A 21,938-nucleotide genomic window follows, 5' to 3' on the forward strand; every position below is an offset into this window, starting at 1 on the left:
AAGCGGAAAGGGCCATGCACTTTCATTCCTTCCGGTGACTTGCTTGCCTGCTGCATGGAGTAGAGCGATCAATCAAAGTTTATAAAATTTCAGCGCAATGGCCGTTGCAATATACGCAACCAAAGGGATGCCTGCATACAAGTAACGAATCATGTCCAGCACGGTTTCGCTCTGAATCTGTCCAGCGACATACCCGACAGCACCCAAGGCAAATGCCGCAAGAACCCCACCGATCGCCGAACCCAGCTTATTCACAAATACGATCGAGGATGTGACGGTTCCCGCTCCTTCCAAACCCATCATCCGCTTGCCGTACTCCACGCAATCCGGAATCATCGCCCATACGATCGCACCGGCAAATGTACCAAGAATCGTTTTCAACACCGAAGCGACAAACATCGTGGTAACGCTATCATATGGTGCAATCATCAAAATCAGCGTTGGGATGGCCGATGCTATACTACCGATGAGAAAAATATTCCGTTTTCCTATTTTTTTGGACAGGTAAGGTGTGATCAAATAGATTGGGATAGATAAAATTAGACCCCATAGGGAGATCTGCGAGTATAACTCCTTATGCCCCAGATTGTATTCCCAAAAATAAACGGATACTTGAGCATACGTCGTCGTTGCCACAAGGTTCATAAACATCGAAAGCATAAGAATCAACAATGGTTTATTTTTGAAAATCAAGGAAAGCTGCGTTTTGATCGATGGATGCTGATGACCTTCTCCATGCGTATTTTCGATCGTATCCTGTCGTTTGGCACCGCTTGCACAAATCCAGTACGAAATGATTGACAACAGGGATAGGATCGTTACCGTAACAAACCAACCGCGCTGGCCGTCGCCAAAAAACGCAACCATAGGGAGTACTGAAGCATTGACCAAAATTTGCGCAGGCAGACCCATAAACGTTTTGGCCGTGGAAATCGTTGTGGTTTGCATCTGATCTGTGCTCATAATCGCCGTCAAGGAATGATAAGGCACGTTAACCAAGGACGAGATCAGAGAATACGCCAGGTACGTAAATGCGGCATAAATGATTTTCCCCTGAGCGTTTAATTCAGGCGCCGTAAACATCAGCAACGTTGCTGCAGCCAGCAATGGCGCTCCGAAAATCAGATACGGCCTGTATTTCCCATACTTGGTGCGGGTACGGTCAGAGAGCATGCCGATGAACGGATCTGCCAGAGCGTCGACTACCCGGACAAGAAGGAACAACGTTCCTACGGTTGTAGGCGATACACCGAAAACATCGGTATAAAAATACATCAGAAACGCCAGTTGCAAATAAAACAAAATGTTTGAGGCAAATCCGCCAAAGGAATATCGGATAATTTCGCTCGTTCTGGCCAATTGTGGCTTAACGGTATTCATGTGATCATCCTCCAGGTTGATAGAAAGTGTGCCCGATTATCAGAAAAAATAAAAAATGCCAAACTCGCTATTTTGATGCTTTGGCTTGATATATTGCGATGGCAATCTATCTCCTTTCACAAGTAAATTTTGGGATATGGAAGCGCTTCTACATTTTCGTAAAAAAATTTATCATACATTTCAATCCGATTGTGGAAGCGCTTCTACAAATGATGTTTCAAATTTTAAACCAAATTCAAGCGTTTTACAAGTCAGAAATTAAAATTTGAATACAATCGAACATGATCTCAATTGTCGGCCTTTTTCCGATCAGGATTGATAACCGCTTTCCCTGAACGTATCCGAAAACAAAAAAATCATTTTGCCTGCCCCTCAGGTTATCAAAATGATTTCTATATTCAACGATCATTCGTTGTAAGATATGTATGCATTTGCTGTTCACTGCCCGAGCCGTTCCTCATTTACACACATCATGCTGCCCGAGACGGATTTGCATATTTTTTTGATCCGTGTCGCTTCACTGATGATGTCTTCGATTTTCTCATATTTTCGCAGCATGTTGGACACAACGGCAATGGACACCGAAACAAGCGGAATGCGTCCGAGCGTTCCCGAACGTCCTTCTCCCATCACATAATCATTGCTTAGATCATCGGCATTGTAAAATTCCCGTTTCATCTGCTCGAACCCTGCCAGCACCTGCTCGCCAATTTCCCGAAAATTGTGATGGTGTAAAATCGTGATGAAGTCGTCACCGCCGATATGCCCAAGAAACGTGTCGGGAAACATGAAATGTTTCCGTAACAGATTGGCCGTGGCCTGAATCAACTGATCCCCCATTTTGAAGCCATAGCTGTCGTTGTACGACTTAAAATGATCCAAGTCGATATACAGCACGCTGAACTCATCCAATCGAAGCAGTTGTTGAAGGCGCTCGTCAATGATACGGTTGCCCGGCAAACCTGTGAGTGGATTCAGGAAAATGGCCATTTCCGCACGAATATCGGCAACGGCCAGCAATAATCTCCGAATGCTGACCGCTCCCATCAGACCTCCGGCCGATGTCACCAGCACTAGGTCGTACAGCTCTTCTTCATTACGGTTCATCGCTTGAATGCTGACGTCCGTAATCTGTTCTGCATAATCCACCACCAACGGTTCACTGTTCATTACAAGCCCAATCGCCCGGGCCATATACAAATTATAGCCATATTGCGTTCCGATTTGCTGAAAAAAAAGGGTCCTCATCATTAATGCGTGGCTGCCCTTCGCCCCCAAGACAGCAACGCCTTCCAATTTGGCATTCTGCTTGAAAAGCTGATAGACGGTATCGCATCTGGTCTCAGGCGTTACGGTTGGAATGGCTTCAGCGATCTCACCTATTTGCGTAAAAATACCGTTCACCTTCTCTTCCCCTGCGATATGAAATCCTTAAAATTCAGGCAAACTCCGGCTTTAATATGGGAAGACGTCTCTCCTCATGAAGTGTATTCATTCTTTGTGCCTAGATAAGATGTGTATGTAGTTCAATCGTATCATTCAGGTTCTGCTAATATGTTAACCAAAGGTAAATGTATGTAAAAAAACTTCACAAAGGAGCCATCAAAATGAACAAAATTTATATTATGAACTTACATGACAAGTTACTTCATTGTTGCTAACCGATGCAGCTGAGTAAAATAGCCTCTTGCTAGAAGTTCATAAACATGTTCTAATATTTTTAATGCAAACGATACATAATGTATCATACAAAGTGAGTGAGGATGAAAAACTAATGACATTGTCCGATTCTAAACCATTCGATACCTTGTTCAAAATATGGGCTATAGTATTGCCTATAAATTCTTGGGTCCTAATCCCTTCCAATCCCGGGACGACCCCTGGGTTGTTGCTTTCATTAGCATCTCTTGTATTTACTCTCCTTATCGCAATCAGTTTTAAAAGAAGAAATATCATTGGAATTGGACCATTAACCAATAACTTTTATAGAGATTTTATTATTTTTGTTTACATATTAACCATGATGAACGGCTTGGCGCAGTTGACCATTTTATTCAAAATAAATGATGGCTACGATTATAATTTCAAACATAATGTTATTCTGGTAAATGAGCTTGGAGGCACCTTTTTAAGATCCAGTCTTTTCACTCAATCCATTTATCTGATCGCGGCTTCTATTATCTGCTTCTTCACCAAGTATTTTTACAAAGCAGATTGGAACAAATATATATTTGTAGGAGCGTCCCTGTTTCTGATTTATGGATTTTATGAGTGGTTTTACTACTTATTGTTCGGCACGACAGGAGACTTTTTAAGCAACAGGGTATTTGCATTAGATATTCACGGAAATCCGAAATTAGGAAGTGTCAATCAATTTACGGATGTTTTCGGATTTCGCTCGCTGAGAATGAAAAGCTTATCCAGTGAACCCAGTACTTTTGCGCTAACCGTATTGCCTTTATGGATATTTGCGGTCCATTTACGCAAACCTTTACTTCACATACCGATGTTAATCGCTCTCATTTTATCTAATTCTTCAACCGCTTTTTTAGGAATCGTACTTTATTTCATTTACAGAATTGTTCGCTATCATCTCAAAGATCGGTATTGCCAACTGTTAATCTATTTTTTCGCGATCGTTGCAGTCCTGAATTATAAAAGAATTACGACGATATTCGGATTTTTGCTGTTTGATAAATTAGATTCCATTTCCGGCAACGAAAGATCCTCCTCGATGATGCTGCATTTAGATTATTTTGCTCAAATGCCATTTCTGAATAAGTTATATGGAATTGGATTTGGATATGTAAGGTCTACCGATTTCTTTTCCACCCTGATGGTCAATAGTGGCATAATCGGATTTATTCTTTTTTCTTTATTTTTTTTGTATCCTGTTTTCAAATTGCAGCGCAGCTATTTCAACGATGGACTTAAAATCATATTGTTGGTGGTCTATGCTTCGTTAATGATTTCCGTTCCGGAATTTTCTTATTTAACGACTTGGTTATTTTTAGGGATAAGTTATAGTCAACTAGCGAAAGAAAAGGCACTAAAAAATCAAATCCAGCTTAAACCTGTACCATCGCTTCTTCGCTGACATTCTTCCATAAGCAAAGGAATGAATTCACTATTCATTCCGCCAAATGCCATGCTATGTTCGCGAAGCATGGCATTTGGCGATGAATGAAACCTGTACTGCTATACCTGGTCCCAGTAAAGGTCATCATAGCTTAATGTCATGACATATTTGATCTATACAGAATATCGCCGTTTATTGGTTTTTAAATCCCAATAACGGCGATATGCTCGACAAACAAAATTCATATTATGATTTCAGCATTTAGCTTTTGCCCGCACGTCAAAATACGTTTAAAATCGACTGGCTTACCTCTATTCCTGATCCTTTCACGACACCTTATGCTCAATTCTCAGCTTGTCGGCCACCATCGCGATGAATTCGCTGTTCGTTGGCTTCGACTTGCTGATGTTGATGGTGTAACCAAACAAATGGCTGATCGAGTCGATGTTGCCGCGTGTCCAGGCGACTTCAATCGCATGGCGGATGGCGCGTTCCACGCGGGAAGGCGTCGTTTTGAATTTTTCGGCAATGGCTGGATAGAGTGTTTTGGTGATGGCACCTAAAATTTCAATATTGTTGTACACCATCGTAATCGCCTCGCGCAAATACTGATATCCTTTAATATGCGCGGGAACGCCGATTTCATGTATGATGGACGTAATGCTTGCATCCAAATTTTTGTGTTTGCCCATGGGCACCACGTTGGACTTGTTCACGAACGAAGATGAACTGCTGCTAGAATTGGAAGAAACTGTAGTTTGGGTTCCCACCAATTGACGCACCCGATTCGCAAGCACTTCCATGTCAAACGGCTTCAAAATGTAATAAGAAGCACCGAGCTGCACGGCGCGCTGCGTGATGTTCTCTTGTCCGAAAGCCGTCAGCATGATGACTTTGGGCTGAGGCGTAAGATTCAAGCTGCGCAACCGCTCCAGAACGCCAAGTCCATCCAAATGCGGCATAATGATATCCAGGATCAATACGTCAGGGACGTTGCGTGATTGCTCCAACATTTGCAATACCTCTTCGCCGTTGTATGCTACGCCGGATACTTCCATATCCTCCTGCTCCGATATATATTCAGCGAGCAAATTCGTAAATTCACGGTTATCATCAGCAAGCAACACCTCGATTTTTTGCAAAACGGTATCCTCCTTTGAATGTGAACATTTTGGTTCGTACATCTCCTTACAACATAAATTTTCGACACAGCACATTAAATTCCTTCTGTCGAAAATTATTTTTCTTTATTTTTTTTATCCCTTGATTTATAATAAATATTTTATTTCATCATGCGATATATTATGTTAATGTTCGACAAAAAAATCTTAAGGCCGTTATCCAGCCTTAAGATTTTTTGCTTCATCCTTATTCATCATGACGCCGGCATCCTGAAGCATCCATTCGATGAAACAGCCATAGCCGGACTTGGGGTCGTTCACAAAGACATGGGTAACCGCTCCGACAAGTTTGCCATCTTGAACGATCGGACTACCACTCATCCCTTGAACGATGCCCCCGGTTTTCTGAATCAGCTTCGGATCGGTAATTCTGAGTACAAGACCTTTCGTTGCAGGGACTTTTTGATCGGCTACATGTACGATATCTATGGAGAAACGTTCGACCTGCTGTCCATCAACAACCGTTAAAATTTCGGCAGGTCCTTCTTTGACTTCATGGGAAAATGCCACGGGAATGCCCTTGGAATACAAGCTGTGCTCAGGATTGGCCGACATTTTACCAAAAATGCCGAATGCCGTGTTTCTTTCGATATTGCCCAAAATCTTGCTTTCCTTTAGGAAATGAGCTCGTTTCTCGCCCGGATCGCCCGATTCGCTTTTGGAGATTGACGTTACGTTCGATTGCACAATTTGACCACTGCCAACAACGATAGACGTTTGCGTATTCATGTCGGTAATGACATGTCCCAAAGCGCCGTATACGCCTTGATCGGGAGCATAAAAGGTCAATGTTCCTACCCCTGCTGCTGAGTCGCGAATATACAGGCCCAGTCTCCAGGCTTGATCTTCTGCGTCATAAGCTGGATTAAGTCTGGTTTTGACCGTTTGCCCACCACGCTTCAGCACTACATCAATGCCTTTTTTGCTTTTGCCCGCACGTTCCACAGCTTCGGCTACTCCTGAAACGCCTTCAAGCTTTTTCCCGTCCATGTGAGTGATCAGGTCACCAAGCTTGATGCCTGCTTCTTCCCCCGGGGAAAAGCGTTGGTCTGGCCCGGATCGGACAAGGTGATGGCCTACGACAAGAATGCCCGCCGACTTCACTTTGACGCCGATCGTTTGGCCGCCGGGAACGATGCGCAGATCGGGAATGACGTTTACATCGACCGTTTTTAACGGGATCTTGCCCCACAGCTTCAGCGTTAATCTGGCATGGCCCGTCTGCTGAGGGTGAAGATGCAATGGTTGCTGCTTCGTTACGTGCACGGCTTGATTCTGCCCTTGACCATCCAGACCGACAATGTCCGGACGATCTACAACTGCACTGGAAGTCGCAGGTACCGCAAAATGCAGATCCGCCCGCCTGCCCGCAAAAACCTGCACTTCGTCAGGCAATGAAGCGAAATTTTGCACAGGCTGAATCACCTGGCTGATCACACATAGAAAGAAGGCAAATAAAAGACCTAGAAATTTCTTCCTGAGGGGGGATTTCAATGGCTGTCACGCTCCCTTTGCTTCTTTCGCTTGACGAAAGGTGGTCGCCAATTGCGTACCTATAAGATAACCTTGCCCCCAGGCTTTTATTACTGTCAATCATTACGCCAGCCGCTCGTTTCCCCCTTTTTTGGCTTCCGCCAAATTGAGCATTTCCTGTGCATGATGGAGCGTTTTCTCGGTAATTTCGACGCCGCCGAGCATACGTGCCATTTCCTTGACGCGCCCTTCATTGGATAGTGACTCCACTTGAGTCATTGTGCGTCCGTCCATGACGTGTTTTTCGATCAAATACTGGTGATCGGCCATGCAGGCTACTTGAGGCAAATGCGTAATCGAGAACACTTGGCATGTCGAGGAGAGCCGGAATAATTTCTCGGCGATGGATTGTGCCGCTCTTCCGCTGACCCCCGTATCCACTTCGTCAAAAATAAGTACGGGAATACGATCGTGGCGCGCAAAAATGCTCTTCATGGCGAGCATGATCCTCGACATTTCTCCACCTGAAGCAATTTTGCCAAGAGGCCGCAGCGGCTCTCCCGGATTCGGCGAAATGAGGAATTCTGCATTGTCCGCGCCTTGGCGGGTTAGGCGAATCCGTCGCCCATTCCACTCAATGCCTTTGGGATCTTCGAATGGCGTAATTTGGACCCGTAACGACGTCCGCTCCATTTGCAAATCCTTAAGCTCGCTTTCCACTTGGGTTGCCAGTTCTTCCGCACATTGCTTTCGAACCTTGCTCAGCTCCTCGGCGGATTCGAGCACCCGTTGAAGCAGCTTATCCCGCTTTGCCCGAAGCTTTTCCAAACGTTCGTCCTTATTTTCAAGCTGATCGGTTTCGTGACTGATCTGCTCGTAATATTTCAGAATTTGTTCTACGCTATCTCCGTATTTCCTTCTAAGACCGGTAATCAGGTTTAGCCTTTGTTCAACTTCTTCCAGCCTGCCGGGATTGAATTCGATTTTGTCACGATAGTCCCTAAGTTGGAATGCAACATCTTCAAGCAAATAATAGGCGGATTGCAACTGCTCTACGATCGGCTGGATGCCTTTGGTATCATATCCTGAGACATCTTCCAGACGGGATAGCGCAATGCTGACCGCTTCCAATCCGCGCTGGCCGCTCAGCAATTCATATGCACCCGCGACCGTATCCATCATTTTCTCGCTGTGGGATAGTTTGACCCGTTCTTCGCCGAGCAATTCATCTTCACCCTCGGTCAAGGATGCCGCTGCAATTTCCTCTAACTGAAAACGGTACATATCGAGCAGCTGGTATGCCCGCTGGCTGGATTCCTGAAGTGCCCGCAGTTCCTTTTCAGCTGTCACGAATTCACTGTACCGCCGTTGGTACTCGGCTTTGACCGACCCAATTACTGCTGCTCCGTATGTATCCAGCAGACCTAAATGACTCTCTGCCCGAAGCAGGCTCTGATGTTCATGCTGACCATGAATATTGATCAGCTTCTCGCCCACTTCGCGCAGCATGGTCAGATTAACAAGTTGTCCATTAATCCGTGATGTGCTCTTGCCTTGTGTGTTCAACTCTCGTCGAATGACGAGATGTTCCTCCGGATCGCATTGAATGCCCAATTTCTCAAGCGTTTCCCACACCGGGTGGTTCGACTCCAGCTCGAACAATGCCTCCATTTCGGCTTTTTCACATCCATAACGAATGAGGTCAGCCGAACTCCGCCCGCCGGCGATCATGCCGAGCGCATCGATGATAATCGATTTCCCGGCCCCAGTTTCCCCTGTAAGAACGTGAAATCCGGGGTGAAATACCACATCCACCTCTTCAACCACGGCCAGATTACGAATCGATAAAGTAACCAACATTTGTCAAAGCACCTCCGGATGCCAAACTCTGCAAGTTGTTGTTTCGGACTCATCTCAGGACGACCTTCCCGAGCGATAAATGAAAGCTTATTTCGCGATTTCGCCAAATATCATTTCGGATTTATTTCTCAGGAAATATACCCCATGATGCGTTCAATCACGGTAACGCTATTGGCTTCTGTCCGGCAAATGATGAGAATCGTATCATCGCCGCAGATCGTTCCCATTACTTCTGTCCACTCTATGTTATCCAGAAGGGCCGCAATCGAATTGGCGGTTCCCGGCAAACACTTCATCACCACCAAATTGTTCGTGTGGTCAATGTGAAGAAAATTGTCCACAAGCGCTCTCTTCAGCTTCTGAATCGGATTGTAACGCTGATCAGTAGGAAGCGAATACTTGTACCGCCCGTCATCCATCGGAATTTTGATCAACAGCAGTTCCTTGATATCTCTGGACACGGTTGCCTGAGTGACCTGAAAACCTGCTTGACGCAGCGCTTCCACCAGATCATCCTGTGTTTCAATATCGTTTTGGCTTATGATTTCACGAATTTTAATATGTCGTTGTCCCTTCATACATGCCTCCAGTTTGAATAATCCCTATAGCAACGACCTAGTCAAGATCGTCGCCATCATACACGTCTTCGTCATAATCAAGCAAACGGATCAATTTCACGCTTGCCTCTTCCAGATCTACGTACAACAGGCCATCACAACCTGGGTACAGAAGCAAGTAATGCAGGAAACGATCCCTCAAAGCAGGACCCGAAAATTCAACGGGCTGTCTGCGACGGGACGTTTTGACCAAATAGCGCGCAGCTTCCCGCTCGGCGACGAAATCAATGAACAGCCTGCTGTAAAGGACCGATTCGTTGGCTTCAAACGCAAGCGGTATTTTCATTCTCCCCCCGATGACTTCATAACCTTCCGCTTCAAGCAAGTCAATTGCAGGAGAATCCTGAATATCCTCATTTAACGGAAGCCCTGACAAACTTACAGGAATCGGACGGTTCAACCAGCTTCGCCAGCCGTAAAACAGCCACAGCATCAAGCAAACGGCAAGCACTCCGATCACAATCGAGTCATATTGCCCTTCCATCATCGTTCACCTCATCCACTAATTCGAGGTTCGGAAGACATTTTCCTGTTCTTAGCATCACCTTTCCAGCGAAAAGAAACCCATCCTATGATGAGTTTCCCTTAAAAGTATGCGCAGCTTCCATTGCGATCCGATGCGCCAACGCATCAAATGGAGCCAGTTCGTTCTCTTGTTGTGGAGCATCCGGTTCTTCCAGACGCCAGTGCGCAAGAAATTCGATATTCCCTTCTCCGCCGGTAATCGGGGAAAAAGTAAGGCCTTGAAGACGAAGTCCAAGCTCATTCGCGAAACGAAGCATGGATTCCAACACTTCCTGATGGACCTTCGAGTCACGAACGACGCCGGATTTACCGACCTTCTCCCGACCGGCCTCGAATTGCGGCTTGATCAAAGCCACGATATGGGCAGGACGCTTCAACAAGGCCATAAGCGGCGGCAAAATGATTTGCAGCGAAATAAAGGATACGTCAATGCTCGCGAAATCAGGCACTGGACCTGTCAGATCCTCGGGTGTTACGTACCGGAAATTGGTTCGCTCCATAACGGTAACCCGCTCATCATTTCTTAGCGACCAATCTAATTGGTTGTAACCGACATCGATGGCATAAACATGCGATGCGCCATGTTGAAGGGCACAATCCGTAAATCCACCGGTGGAAGAACCGATATCCAACATAACACGACCATTCATGTCGAGTCCAAAATGGCGAATTGCTTTTTCAAGCTTCAGTCCGCCACGTCCCACGTATGGATGCACAGCACCCTTCACCTTGAGTTCGGCTTCGCGCGGAATTTTCATGCCAGCTTTTTCGATCCGTTCATTATTGGCATATACCAGTCCTGCCATGATGGCTGCTTTTGCCTTTTCGCGACTCTCGTAAAAGCCTTGCTCAACCAGCAGAACATCAATTCGTTCTTTCGGGAGTGACATGTCTTTCTCCTATCCTGTAGTTAATCCAATGCTATAGAAATCGAATAAACCAATCACACTAGGCCACTTCGAGTGCAGTACCATCTTCCGATCGCTGTTATCCCCAGATTGGTTCTGCCTCTTCGTTAATGTGTGTATGTTTTTTATGGTTTATATAGGTCTATAAAAACATTTTACGACTTCCCTTAATCTAGGAAGGAAAGCGGGTTCTTGACATCCCGTACGAAGACTGGGCTGCCATGCTTCGCAGCTCGGCGCAAACATTTTGGGCCGTTAAGCCCACTTCCGCGCGCTGCTCGTCAATGCTGCCATGTTCGATGAACCGATCCGGAACGCCCATGAGCTGTACATGAATGTCATGCAGACCCTGTTCTGCATAAAATTCAAGCACAGCGCTCCCCATGCTTCCTGCCTGTGATACTTCTTCAAGAACAATCAGCTTGGTTCCACGCAGCGCCAGCTCGCGCAGCATCGACTCATCGAGCGGCTTCAGGAAACGCGCGTTGATGACACCTGACGATATGCCTTCGCGTTTCGCCATATCTGCTGCCTCTTCGGCGATCTGCACCATCGACCCCGAGGCAATGATCGCATAACCTTCGGCAGGCCGCAATTGCTCCCAAGTCCCGATCGGAATCGGTATCAGCTGTTCGTCCATCGGAACGCCAACCACATTGTTTCTAGGATAGCGGTATGCAATCGGTCCATCGTTATAATCAAGCGCCGTCTTCATCATGTGACGCAGCTCGTTTTCATCTTTCGGCATCATCAGCACGATGTTCGGGATATGGCGCATAAACGCCACATCGTATACGCCTTGGTGCGTTTCCCCGTCCGGACCGACGAATCCGGCACGGTCAATGGCAAAAATGACGTTTGCGTTATGTCTGCAAATATCATGCACGATCTGATCATAAGCACGCTGCATAAACGTGGAATATACCGCATATACAGGCTTAAGCCCTTCCATGGCCAACGCAGCGCACATCGTCGCCGCATGCTGCTCGGCGATCCCCACGTCGATCATGCGATCCGGAAATGCCTTGCTAAACGGAATAAGTCCGGATCCGGTTGGCATTGCCGGGGTTACCGCGACGATTCGCTTATCCTTTTTGGCAAGCTCCACCAGCGTTTCCCCAAAGATTTCGGTATACATCGGTTTGCCAACGGCCTTAAGTACTTGGCCGGATTCAATTTTATATGGCGAGATGCCATGCCACTTATGCGAATCCGCTTCTGCAGGCTGATATCCTTTTCCTTTGGTTGTAAGGACATGGACCAGCACCGGACCATCCACGTTGTCAGCCTGCTTAAATGCCTCGATCAATTTGGGAATGTCGTGTCCATCAATCGGCCCCAAATACTTGAAGCCCAGTTCCTCGAACAGCACGCCTGGAACCATCATGTATTTCACGCTATCCTTGATCCAGCTTGCCGATTTGGCCAAACGATCGCCGATACCCGGGATCCTTTTCAGCATGCCTTCTACGTCGTCCTTTGCCTTCAGGTAATGACGATCCGAGCGGATTTTGCTCAAATATTTATGCATTGCGCCTACATTGGGTGCAATAGACATTTCGTTATCATTCAGAATGACCATCAGCTTCTTTTGTTCGTGACCGATATGGTTCAACGCCTCAAAGGCCATGCCGCCTGTTAATGCCCCGTCACCAATCAGTGCAATCACCTTATTGTCCTCGCCCTTAAGATCGCGTGCCAGGGCCATGCCCATAGCCGCCGACAATGAAGTGCTGCTGTGGCCGGCTTCCCAGACATCATGTTCGCTTTCATTTCGCTTGACGAATCCGCACAATCCATTGTGCTGCCGTAACGTATCGAAACGGTCCATGCGTCCCGTAAGAATTTTGTGAACATATGCCTGATGCCCTACATCGAATATCATTTTATCTACCGGACTGTTGTAGCAATAGTGCAGGGCCACCGTGAGCTCAACCACTCCTAAATTCGGGGCAAGATGCCCCCCTGTCACAGACAGCTTCTCGATCAGAAACTGCCGAATCTCTGCCGATAATAATACAAGGTCATCCTCAGACATCGACTTGAGATCGCTCGGTTGTTTAATTTGTGGAAGCAGCACGAGAATCTCCCCGCTTTCCTAGATTGATTAAATAGCCGTGATGTATACAGCTTATTTGTTAACATTAAAAAACATTATATCATAAATGACCAAGAAACCTAATTTGCGTCAGCAACCTTCAGTCCGCGAGCCGTTTCGCCAAAATGGCACACGGGTTACAGCCTATGTATCTTTTACGTCCGTTCACCGATATGGATGCAAAAAATGCATCAAATCCATGTACCCTGATCCGAATGTATTGAAACATCGACTAACCCTGCTGCTTCTGGAAGCTAGTGATCCCTGTTCATTAAATAATCGGCAATTTCCATCAACCGGGACGAATCCTGCAGCCCGGCTCTGTCAAGCGCATCCTTCGCAGACCGGGTCAGCACGCGGACCTGCTCCAGCGAGGCTTCCATTCCGATAAAAAACGGATAGGTAACCTTCTGCTGGTTCACATCACTCTGCGTTTTTTTCCCCATCTTCTGTTCATCGCCCGTTAAATCAAGAATGTCGTCCTGAATTTGGAAGGCCAGCCCCAGATCTCTGCCGAACACGCGCAGCGCTTCCAATTGTCCTTCCGAAGCTCCGCCAATCCGGGCTCCTGCCAGCAAGGAGAACACGATCAGATCGCCGGTCTTATGCAAATGAATGTACTGCAGCTGCTCAAGGCTGGTCATGCCTTGCTCTCCTTCCATGTCAGCCACCTGTCCGCCAACCATGCCTCTGGCACCCGCCAATTCCGCCAGGTCTTCCACGATGGACAGCAGCGCTTCTGCCGGAACGCCATGGGAACGCCCCGCTTGCACGATACTGTAAAACGCATGCGTAAGCAGTGCGTCACCGGCCAATATAGCCGCGGCCTCCCCAAACACTTTATGGTTCGTAGGTTTACCTCTGCGATAATCGTCGTTATCCATGGCAGGCAGGTCATCGTGGATCAGCGAATACGTATGAACCATTTCCACGGCGCAGGCCACCGGCATTGCAGCACTGCGCTGCGCACCGAGGGCTTCCGCCGCGGCGACGACCAACAATGGGCGCAGGCGCTTGCCCCCGGCCATCAGCGAATACTGCATGGCTTCGCGCAAAGATTTCGGCACGTCCCAATGAACAGGCAGCGCTTCCTGCAGCGCTGCCGTAACCTCATTAGCCGTATTTTGCAGATACTGTTCGAATGATAGCCGATTACTCATTCGGTTCACCGCTTTCGTCAAGCGAAGTTCCAAACGGTTTTTTGCGCAGCTCCCCGTCTTCTTCCACGATCATTTCAATTTTGCGTTCCACCTGCTCCAGTTTGATGCCGCACAATTGCGAAAGCTTCATCCCCCGTTGAAACAGATCAATGGCCTGCTCAAGGGGGACATCCCCATGCTCCAGTTCGCTCACAATCTCTTCCAGAGCGGCCATTGCTTCTTCAAAGTTCAATTCCGGTTCATTCGCCATGGGTAGTGTCGTCCTCCTTCATTCCCCAAACCTGACAGTCCAGCTGCCCGTCGGTGAGTTTGATCTTGATTGAGTCTCCGGGCTGCACATCCTTCAGGGACTTGATCAACCGTTTCTCCTGCTCATCATAGACGAGACTGTATCCGCGAGACATGACTTTAAGCGGACTGAGCGCATCCAGATGGCGTACGGCAGATGCCCATTTTTGCTGTTTAGACTTCATGATGGAATTCATCGCCAACTCCAGTTGGCGCCTCGCAGCAGTATGTTCCCGGCGTGCCGCGCCCACTTGTTCACGAGGATTGAACCGCTGCAGCGCGGCGTGAAGGCGCTCCCGCTTTTCTCCCGTCCATTTCATCCGCGAATCGATGCTCCGCATCAGTCGCTGCTGCAGCATATCGAGCCGTTCGGCATGCTGGAGCAGCGTCCTTCTCGGGTGTACCAACACCGGCGAACGCTGCAACCGCTCCAGCCGCTCGCGGCTTTGTGCCGCCCGCTGACGAAGCCGATGCTGCAGCTGCCTTTGTCTTTGCGCGATCTGCTGCGCCAGTTCAGCCCGGCTTGGCACCGCAAGTTCCGCGGCAGCAGTCGGCGTTGCCGCGCGCAGGTCGGCCGCAAAGTCTGCAATCGTAAAATCCGTTTCATGGCCAACGGCTGAAATCACCGGAATCCCCGAGCCTGCAATCGCCCTTGCAACCATCTCTTCATTAAAAGCCCACAGCTCCTCCAGCGAACCACCGCCGCGTCCAACGATCAGCACGTCCGCTTCTCCCATTCGGTTTAAACCTTCAATGGCTTTGACAATGGAAGGTGCCGCACCTTTCCCTTGCACCAGTACCGGATACAACACGACCCGGGCAGAAGGAAATCTTCGCTGCAGAGTAGTAAGAATATCCCGAACCGCAGCTCCCGTCGGAGAAGTGATCACGCCAATGGTTTGCGGATATCGGGGAATATCCCGTTTTCGCAAGGGCGAAAACAAACCTTCATCCTCCAGCTTTTTTTTCAGCTGCTCATAAGCAAGATACAGGCTGCCAATGCCATCAGGCTGCATATGCGTGGCATAAAATTGATACTGGCCATCGCGTTCGTACACGGAAACATTGCCTCGCGCAATAACCCTCGTGCCCTCTTTGGGCACGAAGGGTAATCGCTGATTATGCGAAGCAAACATGATCGCTTTAATCCGGCTGTCCTTGTCTTTGAGCGTAAAATACATATGTCCGCTGGAATGGTGGGTGAAGTTGGAAATTTCGCCTCGAAGCCACACGTCCGACAGCACCTGATCGGATTCCAGTTTCATCCGGATATACCGATTCAGGTCCTTGATGGAAAATATCCGTTGTTCAGCCACGGGTATACCTAGCTCAAGCCGTGAGCGCGTTTGGCTGCAATCAACGTATTTTGCATCAGCATCGTAATCGTCATCGGACCTACGCCGCCGGGAACCGGTGTAATCGGTCCAGATACTTCCTTCACGCTCTCGAAATCAACATCGCCTGCGAGCTTGCCGTTATCCAAACGATTCATGCCTACGTCGATCACGACCGCACCCGGCTTGACATAGTCTGCGTCAACGAAGTTGGCGCGGCCGATGGCTACAACCAGAATGTCTGCTTGGCGAGTAATCTCTTTCATGTTCGCCGTGCGGGAGTGGCACATGGTGACAGTTGCGTTCTCGCGTTGCAAGAGCAAGGATACGGGTTTACCGACGATGTTGCTGCGTCCGATAACTACGGCATGTTTGCCGGACATTTCAATGCCCGTGCGTTTGATGAGCTCGATTACACCGGCTGGCGTACAAGGCAGCAGGCTGTCGTCACCGATGACAAGATTGCCCACGTTGACCGGATGGAATCCGTCCACGTCTTTTTCCACCGCGATGGCATCAATGACAGCTTTCTCTTCGATATGATTCGGCAATGGAAGCTGAACCAGAATCCCGTTAATGCTATCCTGTTTGTTCAGCTTGTCCACGAGCGCAAGCAGGTCTTCCTGGGAAGTAGCTGCATCCAAACGATGAACTTCCGAATAGAAGCCCAGATCCTGACAAGCTTTTTCCTTGTTGCGTACGTAAACATGGGAAGCAGGGTCATCTCCAACGAGTACCACGGCGAGGCCGGGAACAACTCCCTTCTCTGCAAGCTGCTTCACTTCGGCGGTAATGCCTGTACGAATTTCCTGGGATACTTCTTTACCGTTGATAATAGATGCTGTCATTTACTCTCTCTCCCTTATGTGAACATAGAATAAGTAACCTGCAAAAAATTAAGACAACTTCTCCTTGATGGTACCCACTTCCTGAATCATGCGGCCAAGAACGCCGTTAACGAATTTTCCGGACTCGTCGGTCCCGAAGTGTTTGGACAGTTCAATCGCTTCGTTGACAGATACTTTGGCAGGGACATCATCCTGGAATACCATTTCGTAGGCGGCCAGCCTGAGAATCTGGCGGTCAACCCTGGACAAGCGGCTGATTTGCCAACCTTTGAGATAATCCCCAAGCAAACCGTCAATCGCTTCCTTACGATCCCATGTCCCTTGCACCAATGCCGTTACATACTCGCGCATCGCATCCGCGTCGCGAATGACCACATCGGTTTCGTTTTCTTCCGCCGCTTCATTGATCAACATGTTGACCGCTTCAGCAGCGCCAACCTCATTCATTTCCATCTGGTACAGGCTTTGTACCGCAATTTCCCTAGCCAAACGTCTTTTCATATCCTGCCTCCTGCAGCATTCCGCCCGGAATGCTCCTCATGCTTATTTTCAAACAACCATTTCCACATTGCCTTGCTTCTGCATCCGATTGAACACCATGCATTTCAAGCAAGCTGCAGCTTGGTTTGATCTACATCTTTGGTATTATTGTGTTCCCTTTTCACAAAAAAACCTGCAATACGTTTCCTCCAAAAAAATGCATATTAAACTACAGCCATTTTGGAAGAAACCTATTGCAGGGTTCAAGCGGCTACTTAAACGGACGCCAGCGATCACCCAGCCATTGCCCCCACTCCCGCCAAGGAATGTGGAATTCCAGCTTTGAATCACTTCGTCTGCCCAAGGTATACCCGACGAACACCAAAAGTGCAAAGAACAACATATCCCAAAATCCAATCCATACGTAAAGAAAACCAAAAAAGATGCCGCCGACTATGCCGAGAATCCGGCCTTTGTAATTATCCCAAATCTCTCTCCACAGCATCAGTGAAATTCACCTCATTCCACTCGACTCTTGTAGTTAGGCGACTGGGTAACGTTCGCAATATACACAGTAACAAAGGAAACCGGAATACCCGTAATCTCCTGTACATGATCATGTATTGCCTTTTGCAGCTCGGTCGTCAGTGCCGGAATCGGCGTCTCGCCATCCACCACGGCCCTGATCTTGATCTCCAGTCCGGACTCAACCACGCGAATTCTTGCCTTGACATCACGTACGCCACGGAAACGCGAAGTGGCCTTCATGCACAAATTTTCGATCGTTTCCATCGAAATCTGCACATCGCCATATTCGGTACGCTGGTCGACGGAAGGCAGCGAAGCACGCTCGCGCCGGACGGAAATGTAGAAGAAGCGCAAACTCAGGATAAACAAAACCGCGGCCGCGATCACGGCGGCAACAATAACGTTCTGTTCCTGCTGGTAATTCAATTCGTAAGGCAGCACTCCGCTGATCAGGAGAATGACCACTGCCGATATTGCTCCAACGCTTATGCTGTATAGAAACAACAGAAGCCGATCCAGTATTTTTGCCACGAACTGCACAGCCTCCCTTGCTTACCTACGTTTCTTGATACCCAATCTTGTGCACCTGTCTCGGCTCACTGTCCCATTGGCCGAAAAGATCTGTCCAAGAAGGGATAACCCCCGGCACCCATGCCGGGGGAATTGAACTTCTTTTATTTCACGCGCTGAGTGGTAGGCTCAACTTCCTCCACCTTCTCGGCGCTCTTGAATTGAACGTCGTGAATATGCACGTTGACTTCGTTCACATTCAATCCGGTCATGTTTTCAATCGAGCGCTTCACGTTTTGCTGGATTTCTGTAGCCACTTGCGGAAGGCGATACCCGTATTCGATGATTACCGATACGTCAACGGCTGCTTCACGCTGTCCGACTTCAACCTTCACGCCTTTGGACAGGTTCTTGCGGCCCAGCAGCTCGGCAAAACCGCCAGCAAAACCGCCGCTCATGCCAGCTACGCCTTTAACTTCAACGGTAGCCAGTCCGGCAATAACTTCGATAACCTCAGGTGCGATTTGGATTTCACCGATATCCGTCCGTTCAAATTCTGTCGGCAGTGTACTCATAACTGTTCAACACACCTTTCGCGAAATAAGTTGGCGGCCATCCGTCAGGGCCAGTCCCGATTCATTCGGGCACCCTGCGGTCCGGGAAACCGGAGCCCCTGCAACCTTCATCCGCGTGTGCGGGCTCATCCACTGCAGGAGACATGCGCTCTTATTATTCATACTATATCATTTGAGGTACATTATGACAAACAAGTCCAATATACCTGTTAAATCTCGTTTTCCTCAAGAAACTTGATATCAAAGTCCCCGCGAACGAACGTCGGGTGATCAAGCAGCTTCAAGTGGAAAGGAATCGTGGTCGATATGCCTTCGATGGCAAACTCGCTCAGTGCGCGCTTCATCTTTGCAATGGCCTCTTCCCGCGTTGCTCCCCATACGATCAATTTCGCGATCATGGAGTCGTAAAAAGGGGAAATCGTATACCCTGGATATGCTGCGCTATCCACGCGCACGCCCGGGCCTCCCGGAGCCAGATAGAACCCGATTTTTCCCGGAGCCGGCATAAAATTGCGATCCGGATCCTCGGCATTGATGCGGCATTCGATGGCCCAACCGTTAATCACGACATCCTCCTGACGGAAAGAAAGCGGATGCCCTTCGGCAACGGCAATCATTTCGCGAATCAGATCCACGCCGGTAATCATTTCCGTCACCGGATGTTCGACCTGAATGCGTGTATTCATTTCCATGAAATAAAACTCGCCCGTCGGACTAAGCAGAAACTCAAGCGTACCTGCTCCCGAGTAATTGACCGCCAACGCTGCTCTGACAGCGGCTTCCCCCATCAGGGTGCGCACTTCTTCCGTCAACACAGGGCAAGGCGCTTCCTCGACAAGCTTTTGGCGGCGGCGCTGCACAGAGCAGTCACGTTCGCCAAGATGAACGGCATTGCCGTGTTTGTCGGCCATGATCTGGATTTCCACGTGTTTCATACCCGTCAGAAATTTCTCAAGGTATACGCCCGCATTGCCGAATGCCTTCTGGGCTTCCTGCTGGGCCGTCGTGATTTGTTTGACGAGCGATTCCTCGTCTTCAGCGATACGAATTCCTTTTCCCCCACCGCCGGCGGTTGCCTTGATGATTACCGGGTATCCGATATCTCTGGCGATCATGATCGCTTCGTCCATATTTTCGACCAATCCGTCCGATCCCGGAATGACGGGCACGCCCGCATCCTTCATCGTCTGTTTGGCAACGGCCTTGTCACCCATTTTGGTAATCGCTTCCGGGGAAGGGCCGATAAAGGTGATGTTGCAAGACGCACAAATTTCGGCGAAATCGGCATTCTCTGCAAGGAACCCGTAGCCAGGGTGGATCGCATCGCATTCAGTCAGCGTAGCCACGCTCATCAGATTGGTAAAATTAAGGTAACTGTCCTTCGACAAGGTCGGACCGACGCAATATGCTTCGTCCGCCAGGCGCACATGCAGGGAATCCTTGTCCGCTTCCGAGTAAACCGCTACCGTCGAAATGCCGAGCTCACGGCAGGCACGAATAATACGTACCGCGATCTCGCCGCGGTTCGCAATCAGTATTTTATGAAATTTCATTTCGATATTGTCCTCCTTCGAAGCTCATCCGGTTGCCGTTCCTACGGCGATGGCCATTATTCCGGTTTGACCAGGAACAGAGGTTGTCCGTATTCGACCAGTTGGCCGTTCTCAACCAGCACTTCAACGATTTCGCCCTTGACGTCGGCGTCAAGCTCGTTCATCAATTTCATCGCTTCGATGATGCAGACCGTTGTTTTTTCAACAACCTTGTCGCCCTTGCTTACAAAAGGACCCGCTTCCGGCGAGGAAGCTCTGTAGAAGGTACCCACCATCGGTGATACGATTTTATGTAAATGGCTTGCAGGGTCAGCTTGCGGAGCAGCTTCGGAAACGACCGGAGCCTGCTGTACTTGCGGCGCAGCTGCAACGATTTGCGGAGCTTGCACGGCAGCGGCCTGAATCACCTCGGTTTTGCCAGGCTTGCGAATCGACAGGCGCGATCCTTCATTTTCAATTTCCAATTCCTGAACGGAACTTTCATCCACCAGTTTGATCAGTTCTTTGATCTCACTCAATTTAAACATTTCCATCATTCACTCCTTTGGCATCATGCCAGTCTCACTAGGACGGTCATATGGCTTTATGTATTATATCACAATCGTTCAAAATGGAAAGGGCCCGGCAGAATCCCACTCTCCGGGCCAATGTCCAACTTACGCTGCTTATTGCTCCGTCACGTATTGCACGCTGATTTGGTTTTGCGATACGGCCAGCTCTTTCATCACCAGATCCACGATCGATACCGCTTGCTTTACATCCAGTTTGTCACTAAGCACAAGTACTTTATACTTGTCTGCTTCTTCCTCTACGATGGCATTGGCGTATTGTTGCGACAATGTTTCTTCGATGCCTGTAATTTTCGCTTCCTTCTCTTCCAGGGCGCGAAGCTCTTCGGTTGCCTTCGCATTTTCTTCCGGCGTTTTGCTCAGGTCGCCCGCGATGGTCATCAATTCCTCATATTTGCGATTGTTGCTTTCTTCCCGCTGCCATTGATAATTTTGGAACTGGCTGCTTGCGGAAACGGCTGTATTTTGTTCCTCCATTTCCTTCAGCACCTCTTCGTCGGTTTTGGCTGTGCCTGCATCCGTTCCTTCGGTACCTGTTCCGCTGACGTCAGGGGTCGTTGCGGTTCCTTTGTCGGCCTCTTTACCGGTTTCGCCTTTCTCTCCCGATTCGGCCGCAGGTGTTTTGCCCGTATCGCCAGTTTTCCCTTCATTAGAAGACGGTTCTTCAGCCGTGCCTGCTGCAGGCTGCTGTCCTTCTGTAACAGCGCCTTCGCTTACGACTTCATTCACAACCAGCCCTTCTGTCGGATCAATAATGGACGTTGTTTCCGTGACATCACCTTGCTTCATGCTGTCGACTTGCTGGCTGTCTGCTACAGGCGTATTTACAGGGCCGCTGTCCTCCGTGAACAGGTAGTAGGCTGACAAAATGACCATCAAGCTTAACATCGAGACGAGCCAGATTGTTTGGCGTTTGTTATTCATTCCAATTCCTCCTCAGATTAACTTGGCTTTGTTTCCATCAAGCTGCCG

The 21,938-nt window shown here is 48.5% G+C and carries 21 protein-coding genes; 1 reads left to right on the forward strand and 20 read right to left on the reverse strand.

Annotated elements, in window-relative coordinates; all coding sequences use genetic code 11:
* Window positions 1–72: 72 nt before the first annotated feature.
* Both RSX24_RS14445 and RSX24_RS14450 read right to left on the reverse strand, forming a co-directional pair.
* On the reverse strand, window positions 73–1,380 hold the full coding sequence (locus RSX24_RS14445; protein WP_343260986.1) for an MFS transporter: 1,308 nt from the start codon (window positions 1,378–1,380) through the stop codon (window positions 73–75).
* Window positions 1,381–1,818: 438 nt separating this feature from the next.
* The gene (locus RSX24_RS14450; protein WP_343260987.1) at window positions 1,819–2,784 is read right to left on the reverse strand and encodes a GGDEF domain-containing protein; all 966 of its coding nucleotides are present in this window, start codon (window positions 2,782–2,784) and stop codon (window positions 1,819–1,821) included.
* A gap of 370 nt (window positions 2,785–3,154) precedes the next feature.
* On the opposite strand from RSX24_RS14450, the gene RSX24_RS14455 reads away from it, so the two are divergent.
* Complete coding sequence (locus tag RSX24_RS14455; protein ID WP_343260988.1) at window positions 3,155–4,477, forward strand: hypothetical protein; 1,323 nt, start codon at window positions 3,155–3,157, stop codon at window positions 4,475–4,477.
* A gap of 308 nt (window positions 4,478–4,785) precedes the next feature.
* Here RSX24_RS14455 and spo0A read toward each other — a convergent pair whose 3' ends face one another.
* The 18 genes from spo0A to RSX24_RS14545 all read right to left on the reverse strand — a co-directional run bounded on the left by spo0A (window position 4,786) and on the right by RSX24_RS14545 (window position 21,890).
* Window positions 4,786–5,601: a sporulation transcription factor Spo0A gene (gene spo0A / locus RSX24_RS14460; protein ID WP_339273335.1), complete on the reverse strand. Its 816-nt coding sequence runs from the start codon at window positions 5,599–5,601 to the stop codon at window positions 4,786–4,788.
* 195 nt (window positions 5,602–5,796) lie between these two features.
* The gene (gene spoIVB / locus RSX24_RS14465; RefSeq protein ID WP_236419945.1) at window positions 5,797–7,134 is read right to left on the reverse strand and encodes a SpoIVB peptidase; all 1,338 of its coding nucleotides are present in this window, start codon (window positions 7,132–7,134) and stop codon (window positions 5,797–5,799) included.
* A gap of 102 nt (window positions 7,135–7,236) precedes the next feature.
* Window positions 7,237–8,973 (reverse strand): DNA repair protein RecN, encoded by a 1,737-nt coding sequence (gene recN, locus RSX24_RS14470; RefSeq protein ID WP_343260989.1) that lies wholly within the window; start codon window positions 8,971–8,973, stop codon window positions 7,237–7,239.
* A gap of 128 nt (window positions 8,974–9,101) precedes the next feature.
* The gene (gene ahrC, locus RSX24_RS14475; protein WP_236419949.1) at window positions 9,102–9,551 is read right to left on the reverse strand and encodes a transcriptional regulator AhrC/ArgR; all 450 of its coding nucleotides are present in this window, start codon (window positions 9,549–9,551) and stop codon (window positions 9,102–9,104) included.
* A gap of 37 nt (window positions 9,552–9,588) precedes the next feature.
* Window positions 9,589–10,077 (reverse strand): hypothetical protein, encoded by a 489-nt coding sequence (locus tag RSX24_RS14480; protein ID WP_343260990.1) that lies wholly within the window; start codon window positions 10,075–10,077, stop codon window positions 9,589–9,591.
* An 82-nt stretch (window positions 10,078–10,159) separates the two neighbouring features.
* Window positions 10,160–11,005: a TlyA family RNA methyltransferase gene (locus RSX24_RS14485; RefSeq protein WP_236419953.1), complete on the reverse strand. Its 846-nt coding sequence runs from the start codon at window positions 11,003–11,005 to the stop codon at window positions 10,160–10,162.
* Between the two features lie 190 nt (window positions 11,006–11,195).
* Entirely contained in the window at window positions 11,196–13,103 is a 1,908-nt protein-coding gene (gene dxs, locus RSX24_RS14490) for a 1-deoxy-D-xylulose-5-phosphate synthase (RefSeq protein WP_236419955.1), read from the reverse strand.
* A 272-nt stretch (window positions 13,104–13,375) separates the two neighbouring features.
* Window positions 13,376–14,281 (reverse strand): polyprenyl synthetase family protein, encoded by a 906-nt coding sequence (locus RSX24_RS14495; protein ID WP_343260991.1) that lies wholly within the window; start codon window positions 14,279–14,281, stop codon window positions 13,376–13,378.
* Window positions 14,274–14,531 (reverse strand): exodeoxyribonuclease VII small subunit, encoded by a 258-nt coding sequence (gene xseB / locus RSX24_RS14500; protein WP_236419959.1) that lies wholly within the window; start codon window positions 14,529–14,531, stop codon window positions 14,274–14,276. The genes RSX24_RS14495 and xseB overlap by 8 nt, the downstream gene beginning before the upstream one ends.
* Window positions 14,521–15,885, reverse strand: coding sequence for an exodeoxyribonuclease VII large subunit (xseA, locus tag RSX24_RS14505; RefSeq protein ID WP_290371484.1), 1,365 nt, complete (start codon window positions 15,883–15,885; stop codon window positions 14,521–14,523). Before xseA ends, xseB begins: the two co-directional genes overlap by 11 nt.
* A gap of 8 nt (window positions 15,886–15,893) precedes the next feature.
* A complete protein-coding gene (gene folD, locus RSX24_RS14510; protein ID WP_236419961.1) occupies window positions 15,894–16,751 on the reverse strand; it encodes a bifunctional methylenetetrahydrofolate dehydrogenase/methenyltetrahydrofolate cyclohydrolase FolD in 858 nt (285 codons plus the stop codon).
* Window positions 16,752–16,799: 48 nt separating this feature from the next.
* Window positions 16,800–17,252: a transcription antitermination factor NusB gene (nusB, locus tag RSX24_RS14515; RefSeq protein WP_236419964.1), complete on the reverse strand. Its 453-nt coding sequence runs from the start codon at window positions 17,250–17,252 to the stop codon at window positions 16,800–16,802.
* Window positions 17,253–17,502: 250 nt separating this feature from the next.
* The gene (locus tag RSX24_RS14520) at window positions 17,503–17,736 is read right to left on the reverse strand and encodes a DUF2273 domain-containing protein (protein ID WP_236419965.1); all 234 of its coding nucleotides are present in this window, start codon (window positions 17,734–17,736) and stop codon (window positions 17,503–17,505) included.
* A 14-nt stretch (window positions 17,737–17,750) separates the two neighbouring features.
* On the reverse strand, window positions 17,751–18,290 hold the full coding sequence (amaP, locus tag RSX24_RS14525) for an alkaline shock response membrane anchor protein AmaP (protein ID WP_236419968.1): 540 nt from the start codon (window positions 18,288–18,290) through the stop codon (window positions 17,751–17,753).
* 143 nt (window positions 18,291–18,433) lie between these two features.
* Window positions 18,434–18,844 carry an Asp23/Gls24 family envelope stress response protein gene (locus RSX24_RS14530; protein ID WP_236419971.1) on the reverse strand — a complete coding sequence of 137 codons (411 nt, stop codon included), beginning with the start codon at window positions 18,842–18,844 and terminating at the stop codon, window positions 18,434–18,436.
* A 209-nt stretch (window positions 18,845–19,053) separates the two neighbouring features.
* On the reverse strand, window positions 19,054–20,397 hold the full coding sequence (gene accC / locus RSX24_RS14535; RefSeq protein WP_236419972.1) for an acetyl-CoA carboxylase biotin carboxylase subunit: 1,344 nt from the start codon (window positions 20,395–20,397) through the stop codon (window positions 19,054–19,056).
* Between the two features lie 56 nt (window positions 20,398–20,453).
* Window positions 20,454–20,924, reverse strand: coding sequence for an acetyl-CoA carboxylase biotin carboxyl carrier protein (accB, locus tag RSX24_RS14540; RefSeq protein WP_236419974.1), 471 nt, complete (start codon window positions 20,922–20,924; stop codon window positions 20,454–20,456).
* A 138-nt stretch (window positions 20,925–21,062) separates the two neighbouring features.
* Entirely contained in the window at window positions 21,063–21,890 is an 828-nt protein-coding gene (locus RSX24_RS14545) for a SpoIIIAH-like family protein (RefSeq protein WP_339273346.1), read from the reverse strand.
* Between the last annotated feature and the right edge of the window lie 48 nt (window positions 21,891–21,938).

It is taken from the genome of Paenibacillus hubeiensis (assembly GCF_032334105.1).
Classification (GTDB): Bacteria; Bacillota; Bacilli; order Paenibacillales; family Paenibacillaceae; genus Paenibacillus; species Paenibacillus hubeiensis.

Bases quoted from the DNA above. Each gene is read 5' to 3' on its own strand.
- RSX24_RS14445 (WP_343260986.1), bottom strand. From the start codon at position 1,380: ATGAATACCGTTAAGCCACAATTGGCCAGAACGAGCGAAATTATCCGA.
- RSX24_RS14455 (WP_343260988.1), top strand. From the start codon at position 3,155: ATGACATTGTCCGATTCTAAACCATTCGATACCTTGTTCAAAATATGG.
- recN (WP_343260989.1), bottom strand. From the start codon at position 8,973: ATGTTGGTTACTTTATCGATTCGTAATCTGGCCGTGGTTGAAGAGGTG.
- ahrC (WP_236419949.1), bottom strand. From the start codon at position 9,551: ATGAAGGGACAACGACATATTAAAATTCGTGAAATCATAAGCCAAAAC.
- RSX24_RS14480 (WP_343260990.1), bottom strand. From the start codon at position 10,077: ATGATGGAAGGGCAATATGACTCGATTGTGATCGGAGTGCTTGCCGTT.
- RSX24_RS14485 (WP_236419953.1), bottom strand. From the start codon at position 11,005: ATGTCACTCCCGAAAGAACGAATTGATGTTCTGCTGGTTGAGCAAGGC.
- RSX24_RS14495 (WP_343260991.1), bottom strand. From the start codon at position 14,281: ATGAGTAATCGGCTATCATTCGAACAGTATCTGCAAAATACGGCTAAT.
- xseB (WP_236419959.1), bottom strand. From the start codon at position 14,531: ATGGCGAATGAACCGGAATTGAACTTTGAAGAAGCAATGGCCGCTCTG.
- folD (WP_236419961.1), bottom strand. From the start codon at position 16,751: ATGACAGCATCTATTATCAACGGTAAAGAAGTATCCCAGGAAATTCGT.
- nusB (WP_236419964.1), bottom strand. From the start codon at position 17,252: ATGAAAAGACGTTTGGCTAGGGAAATTGCGGTACAAAGCCTGTACCAG.
- RSX24_RS14520 (WP_236419965.1), bottom strand. From the start codon at position 17,736: ATGCTGTGGAGAGAGATTTGGGATAATTACAAAGGCCGGATTCTCGGC.
- RSX24_RS14530 (WP_236419971.1), bottom strand. From the start codon at position 18,844: ATGAGTACACTGCCGACAGAATTTGAACGGACGGATATCGGTGAAATC.
- accC (WP_236419972.1), bottom strand. From the start codon at position 20,397: ATGAAATTTCATAAAATACTGATTGCGAACCGCGGCGAGATCGCGGTA.
- accB (WP_236419974.1), bottom strand. From the start codon at position 20,924: ATGTTTAAATTGAGTGAGATCAAAGAACTGATCAAACTGGTGGATGAA.
- RSX24_RS14545 (WP_339273346.1), bottom strand. From the start codon at position 21,890: ATGAATAACAAACGCCAAACAATCTGGCTCGTCTCGATGTTAAGCTTG.